The sequence below is a fragment of the Salipiger sp. HF18 genome (assembly GCF_011806505.1).
In the GTDB taxonomy this organism is placed as follows: Bacteria; Pseudomonadota; Alphaproteobacteria; order Rhodobacterales; family Rhodobacteraceae; genus Salipiger; species Salipiger thiooxidans.
The window spans coordinates 1-6143 of record NZ_JAATOS010000243.1; the positions used below are offsets into that span (position 1 = coordinate 1).

Consider the following 6143-nt stretch of genomic DNA (forward strand, 5'->3'; position numbering starts at 1 on the left):
GGCGGCAGCAGACCGGACGGTGCGATCCAGGCGCGTGGCGAAAGGATCCCCGACCGGCAGGCACAGCGTAGCCCCGCCCGTCACCTCTCCTCGAGCTGGCGGCGGAGGGGGCGGCGGGGGAGCAGGGTTTGCGCAGGGTGGGGGCGGGGACGCCGTCCATGCTCTCGCGGGTGATGCTCGCGTAGCCCGACATGTAGATCACCGGGATCCCGGGGCGCAGGTCGTTACGGCGTCGGGCGAGCACGAAGCCTCCCACGCCGCCGGGCATCACGATGTCGGTGAGAAGCAGGTCGAAGCTTTCGGCGCCGCGCTCGATGCGCTCGAGCCCCGCGCGTCCGGAAGGGCGGTGATCACCTCGTTGCCCGGCGTGCGAATGATCTCGGAGGTCATCGCCAGCAGGTCGGTCTCGTCCTCGACCACGAGGATGGTCTCGCCGCTGCCGGGGCTCGGGCCGGGCTCGGCCGCGACCTCCTCCTCGTCCGGCAGCTCGCCCTCAGGCAGCAGGATGCGCACGCTGGTGTCTGGCCCGGACGCGGTGTCGATGATGAGCTCCCCGTCCGACTGCTCGGCGAACCCGTAGACCATCGACAGCCCGAGCCCGGGGCCGCCGCTCTCGCCCCTGGTGGTGAAGAACGGGTCGGTGGCGCGCTGGCGCACCTCGGGTGTCATGCCGGGGCCGTCGTCGGTCACCGAGATCTCGACCCGCGGATGGCCCTCCGGATCGCTCTCGGCGGCGCGCCCGGCCTGCACCGCGATGTTGCCCGTCCCGCGCTGGGCGAGCAGCGCGTCGCGGCTGTTCAGCACGAGGTTAAGCAGCGCGTTCTCGAGCTGGCTGGGATCGCAGAGCACCCGCAGCCCGGCCTCGGGGGGGGCCACGTGCAGTGCCACCGTGCGCTCGAGCACCGGCCCCGCGAGATCCTGCAGCGCGCTCAGCACCTCCGAGACCGGCACCGGGCGCACCGAGCCGGGCTGGCGCCGCGCGATGGTCGGCAGGCGCGAGGTCAGCCGGTCGCCCCGCCACACCGAGGCGAGCGCGGTGTCGAGGAACGTCTTCTGCGGCGCGTCGGCGCTCATCGCGGCGAGCTCGGTGGCATATGCGATGGTTCCGAGGATGTCGTTGGTATCATGCGCCACCCCGCCGGTGAGCTGGCCCAGCGCATCGAGCTGCCCCGAGCGTTCGGCCTGCTGGCGGTTGCGCTCCTGCTCGGTCACGTCCTCCAGCACCAGCACCAGCACCATCACCGTGGCGACGTCGCCCTGTCCCGACGCCTCGACCTGCGCGCTCGACACCCGCACGACTCGGGCAGGGCTGTCGGCGCCACGGCGCAGGATCGCCCGCTCCGAAACCAGCGTGGCCCCCGCCATGGCGCGGTGGAGCGGGTCGGCGGAGGCGACGGGCGGGTGGCCGTCCTCGGCATCGACGAAGCGCACCGTGCCGGGCCACGGCACCGGCCAGTCCTGCGAGGCAAGGCCCAGCATCCGGGCGGCGCCGGGGGGGGGCGATGCTGATGCTGCCGTCCCGCGCAAGCCCGATGATGGCGCTGCGTGTGGTGTCGAGGATCGCGCCCAGCCGGTCCGAGAGCCGCTTCATGTCCGCGGCCTGCGCCAGCGCCCGGCGCCCGGCGCGGCGTGATTGCACCACGAATCCCGCCAGGGTGGCGATGGCCAGCGCCGCCGCCGGCAGCTCGGCGATCAGGATGCGCTCGGGTGTCCAGAATTCCGGCGGGCCGAGCCAGCGGTCGCGCAGGGACTGGTACTCCTCGGAAGAGAGATCCCCCGGGATCACCGCGTTCAGCCGCTCGCGCACCTCCGCGAGGCCGTGGCGCAGGGCGAGGGCGCGGTCGGTGGTCAGGAAGGGCGGCGCCACCTCGTCGACCTCGTCGAGGCGGCCGAGCAGCTCGAGCCGGTGGCGCACGGTCACCGTGGGGTAGAGGATCGCGTCGACGCTGCCCGACTGCAGCGCATCGATCAGGCCCCTGGCGCCGTCGAGGATCACGAGGTCGAGGTCGCCGCGCTGCTCGGCCTCCTGCCGGGCGAGGGGGCGCAGGGTCTCGACCCCGTAGCCCGTCATGGTGCCGTCCGGGCGGATGACCTGGTAGGGCGTATTTCGTTAAAAAACTCGCGCTTGATCGAAGGGCGCATCGCTGATTCAATTCCGGTAGTGGGCGGGAGGATCGGTGATGTTGGGACCGAAGCAGGAGGCGCAGCCGGCGCTGTTCTACGAGTTCTCGCTGGAGACCCACGTCCCCCAGGATCACCTTCTTCGGTCCATCGACCGGTTTTACACCTCTCCGGCATCCGCGCCTATCTCGCCGATTTCTACGGCCATACGGGCCGTCCGTCTGTCGATCCTGAACTGCTGATCCGGATGCTTCTGATCGGCTATTGCTTTGGCATCCGGTCCGAGCGGAGGCTCTGCGAAGAGGTGCACCTGAACCTGGCCTATCGCTGGTTCTGTCGCCTTGATCTGGCCGTCCGGGTTCCCGACCACTCCACCTTTTCCAAGAACCGCCATGGCCGGTTCCGCGACAGCGCGCTTCTGCGCCACCTGTTCGAGATGACGGTCGCGCGTTGTATCCAGGAAGGCCTGGTCAGCGGGCAGCGCATGGCGGTGGATGCCAGCCTGATCGAGGCGGATGCGAACAAGCAGAATTCGACGCAGAAGGAAGATTGGGATGTTTCGACGATCGACCGCACAGATGCACCCCGGGCCGTCCGTGAGTATCTCGATACGCTGGACGAGGCGGCCTTCGGCGCCGCCAGTGAAGTGCAGCCCAAGTTCACCTCGCATTCCGACCCGGCCAGCCAGTGGACCGCGGCGCGCAAGGGGCCTGCATTCTTCAGCTATTCCGACAACTATCTGATCGACACGGACCACGGCGTGATCGTGGACGTGGAAGCCACGAGGTCAATCCGGCAAGCCGAGGTTGGGTCGACGAAGACCATGCTGGACCGCGTGAAAGCCCGGTTCGACCTACACCCCGAGCGCCTAATCGCGGACACGGCCTATGGCACCGGGCCGATGCTGGGCTGGCTGGTCGACCGCAAGATTGCCCCGTACATTCCCGTCTTCGACAAATCCGGACGAACCGATGGGACTTGGACTCGCGCGGACTTCGAGTGGGATGCCGAGACTGACCAATACATCTGCCCCGAGGGGCACGAGCTGAAGCAGTTCCGCCGGAACTATTCCGACCCGAACCGGGGTCCGACTGGCAAGGGAACAGCTCGCTATCGGGCGCTGAAAGAGGTCTGTCAGGTATGCCCATCCAAAGCGATGTGCTGCCCGAACGCGGATGCACGCAAGATCACCCGCGAGGAACATGAAGATGCCCGGCAGGTCGCTCGCGACATCGCCAAAACCGAGCAATACGCCATCTCGATGAAGTTGCGGAAGAATGTCGAGATGCTCTTTGCCCACCTCAAACGGATCCTTGGCCTGAACCGGCTCCGATTACGCGGGCCGTCCGGCGCAAATGACGAATTTCTCCTCGCGGCCACCGCCCAGAACCTCCGCAAACTGGCCAAGATCCTTCCTGGACTGCAGCAACCGAGAAACGCCTGACAGGAAAGGCGCTCGCGCCACGTTCAGCTGGCAATATTCTGCGCCAGCGAACGGGTGTTTTTCCACGGAATCAGCGCAAACTCGGCGAGGCCGACGGTCAGTACCTCGGGTGGCGGCGCGGGCGGGAGAATGTTCCACGCGGTGAGCAGCGCGGTCATTGTGCCGTCCGCCTGCATGGCGGCGAGCGCGTCGTCGACCGCAGGCAGCAGCTCGGCACGTTTGCGGGCCAGCGCGACCACGTGGCGCGCGGTACGCAGCGGGGCTCCGGCGATGCGGATGCGGTCGTCGAGCCGCGCCCGTTGCAGGACGGCGGCGCCGGCCTTGTGCAGCGCCACCACGACGTCGACCTATGCCAGCAGCAGCGCCCCGAAAGCGCCGGGCAGGCTGTCGTACACGGCCACCGGGCTGTCGCCGCCGCGCGGGGTGATCTCGCGCGCGGGCGAGTTCATGGTGCGCATGGCGTGGGGCAGGTCGGGCAGCGGCCGCGCGTCGGCGTCCGAGACCACCAGCGAGCAGGTGGCGTCGAAGCCGAGGCCGGTCACCCGCTCCGGTGCCGCGCCCGCCTCGGACATGGCGCCGCGCACCGCCCGGCAGACCGCCGCCCAGATGTCGGCGGCGCTTTGTTGCGGGTGGTCGGGGCAGGGGCGCCAGAGCGCGATGGCGGCCTCGGAGTTGCCGAGCAGCCGGCCCCGGGCGTCGAACAGGCCGGCGCGCGCGCTGCCGGTGCCCACGTCCACTCCGATGAAAAACATGGCTCCTCTCATGGCGCCGGACCGTCCTGCCGACCGGTGTAGTGCACCGCAGGAGACCGGGACTGGGGTCTCCGGTCCCCCTCGGGCAGACGGCGGGCTCAGAGCACCGGCGGGCGGCGGTTCGGCCAGTCGGTGGCGGCGTGATAGGCGTCGCCCATGGCGAGGATGGCCGCATCGCTGCCGGTCGGTCCGAAGAGCTGCATCCCCATCGGCAGGCCGGACGCGGAGAAGCCCGCGGGCAGGCCGAGGCAGGGCAGCCCGGCAAGGCTCACCGGCACCACGACCTCCATCCAGCGGTGGTAGGTGTCCATCTTCCTGCCCGCGATGTCCTGCGGCCAGCGCCAGTCCACCGGGAAGGGCCAGACCTGCGCCGAGGGCAGCGCCAGCGCGTCGAAGCGCTCGAAGGTGCGGGCGGCGCGCTTGTACCAGGCCGAGCGCAGCTTGCTGGCCTCGTAGAAGGCCTCGGCGCTGAGCGTCATGCCCTGGTCGATCTCCCAGAGCGACTCGGGCTTGGTGAGGGCGCGCTTGTCGGGGTCGGTGGCGAAGGCGCGCTTGGCACCGGCGTTGAGCCCGGCGCGCAGGGTGGTCCAGCTCGACCAGAGCTTGTCGGCCGGGAAGGGCGGGGCGAGCGGCTCGACGGTGGCGCCGAGCTCTTCGAAGACCGCAAGTGCCGCCTCGCAGGTCTCGAGGATGCCGGGCTCGGTGGCATAGGCCCCGCCCCAGTTCCCCAGCCAGCCGATGCGCTTGCCCCTGAGGCTGTCGCCGAAGCGCGCGGTGTAGTCCTCGGCCGGGCGGCAGAACGGCACCTCGGGATTGGGGCCTGCCAGCACCGAGAGCAGCAGCGCCACGTCGCGCGGGCTGCGGCCCATCGGACCCTCGGTGGCGAGGGTCGAGAGAAACGTGTCGCCCTCGGCGTCCTTCGGCACCAGCCCCCAGCTCGGGCGGAAGCCGTAGACGTTGTTGAAGGCGGCAGGGTTGCGCAGCGAGCCCATCATGTCCGAGCCGTCTGCCAGCGGCAGCATCCGCGCCGCGAGCGCCGCCCCGGCGCCGCCCGACGAGCCCCCGGCGCTGCGGCCGAGGTCATAGGGGTTGCGGGTCGGGCCGTGGACCGGGTTGAAGCTGTGCGAGCCGTGGCCCCACTCGGGCGTGTTGGTCTTGCCGATGATAATCGCCCCCGCCGCGCGCAGCCGCGACGCCACCAGGTCATCCGCCGCGGGGATGAAATCGGCGAACAGCGGCGAACCCCAGGTGGTGCGGAGCCCCTTGGTGGCGACGAGGTCCTTGACCGCGATGGGCAGCCCGGCGAGCGGGCCACCCGAGGTGGCATCGACCGCGCGTGCCTCGGCCAGAAGCTCGTCGCGGGGGCGCAGCGAGACGATGGCGTTGACCTGCGGATTGACCGCCTCGATGCGGTCGAGCACCGCCTCCATCAGCGCCACGGGGCTCAGCGCGCCGCTGCGCAGGTCCGAGACGAGCGACACCGCATCGCGGTCGGTGAGGCTGGGGGCGGTGGGAGTCTCGGTCATCTGGGCGGCCTTTCTGCGCGGAAGTCTGCGCCAAGAGAGCCGCCCGCCGCCCGGGATTGCAAGCCCGATCCCGTCTCCGCGCGGCCTAGCGGAAGTGGCGGAACAGCCCCGAGCCGATATCGAGCAGGTCGAAGACGCGGGCGTAGTAGTGCTCGTTCGCGGCGAAGCGGCGCGGCGGGGCGCCGGTCAGGTCGGTCTCGAGCGCATCCACCAGCCGGTGCAGGCGGCGGCGGTGCAGCCCGATGCGGGCCTGCACGGGGTCTGCGATGACGCCCGCGAAGGCGGTCACCACCGAGGCCA

6 protein-coding genes and 1 pseudogene are annotated in these 6143 nt (G+C 70.3%); 1 reads left to right on the forward strand and 6 read right to left on the reverse strand.

All coding sequences use genetic code 11. The features are described 5' to 3' along the window. Both HC022_RS28800 and HC022_RS17190 read right to left on the reverse strand, forming a co-directional pair. The coding region (locus HC022_RS28800; protein WP_217704021.1) for a hypothetical protein at positions 1–268 on the reverse strand (268 nt) is incomplete at its 3' end. Continuing rightward, on the reverse strand, positions 268–1479 hold the full coding sequence (locus HC022_RS17190) for a sensor histidine kinase (protein WP_254885147.1): 1212 nt from the start codon (positions 1477–1479) through the stop codon (positions 268–270). The genes HC022_RS28800 and HC022_RS17190, both read right to left, overlap by 1 nt. Before the next feature lie 701 nt (positions 1480–2180). On the opposite strand from HC022_RS17190, the pseudogene HC022_RS17195 reads away from it, so the two are divergent. Next, a pseudogene (locus HC022_RS17195) lies at positions 2181–3565 on the forward strand (IS1182 family transposase). Positions 3566–3588: 23 nt separating this feature from the next. On the opposite strand, the gene HC022_RS17200 reads toward HC022_RS17195, so the two are convergent. The 4 genes from HC022_RS17200 to HC022_RS17215 all read right to left on the reverse strand — a co-directional run. Next, positions 3589–3903 carry a hypothetical protein gene (locus HC022_RS17200; RefSeq protein ID WP_167453246.1) on the reverse strand — a complete coding sequence of 105 codons (315 nt, stop codon included), beginning with the start codon at positions 3901–3903 and terminating at the stop codon, positions 3589–3591. A gap of 9 nt (positions 3904–3912) precedes the next feature. Then, positions 3913–4317, reverse strand: coding sequence for an FGGY family carbohydrate kinase (locus HC022_RS17205; RefSeq protein WP_254885148.1), 405 nt, complete (start codon positions 4315–4317; stop codon positions 3913–3915). Between the two features lie 98 nt (positions 4318–4415). After that, a complete protein-coding gene (locus tag HC022_RS17210; protein ID WP_167453248.1) occupies positions 4416–5843 on the reverse strand; it encodes an amidase in 1428 nt (475 codons plus the stop codon). A gap of 85 nt (positions 5844–5928) precedes the next feature. After that, positions 5929–6143, reverse strand: a 215-nt coding sequence (locus HC022_RS17215; protein ID WP_368484686.1) for a DUF6635 family protein, incomplete at its 5' end; no start/stop codon positions are given.